Origin of the sequence: Aeromicrobium phragmitis, assembly GCF_003674095.1 — a bacterium.
GTDB lineage: Bacteria > Actinomycetota > Actinomycetes > Propionibacteriales > Nocardioidaceae > Aeromicrobium > Aeromicrobium phragmitis.
Genome location: NZ_RDBF01000266.1, coordinates 1 through 308, shown reverse-complemented (window position 1 = coordinate 308; position 308 = coordinate 1). Strand labels below are relative to the sequence as shown.

Genomic DNA, 308 nt, shown 5'->3' with positions numbered 1-308 from the left:
CTCGTACCGCTCCAGATCCTCAGCGCTCATGACGTGCTCTCCTCTTCCCGCGCGGTCAGCACGGCGCGGACGTTGGCGTAGGTCATCCGGTGCTCCGGGCACGGGCCGTGCGCGCGCAGGGCCTCCTCATGCCGCAGGGTCGAGTAGCCCTTGTGCACGGCGAAGTCATACTGCGGGTAACCGTCGTGCAACCGCTCCATGATCCGGTCGCGGGTCACCTTCGCCACCACCGACGCCGCCGCGATCGACGCCGACACCTGATCGCCCTTCCAGACCGCGAGCCCGGGCACTCCCAGGCCGTCGACGCT

At 69.5% G+C, this 308-nt stretch carries 1 protein-coding gene; it reads right to left on the bottom strand.

Annotated features, from left to right (window positions below):
* Positions 1-26: 26 nt before the first annotated feature.
* Positions 27-308 (bottom strand): ribonuclease HII (locus D9V41_RS17275; RefSeq protein ID WP_424922815.1); only part of this gene is annotated, 282 nt, incomplete at its 5' end.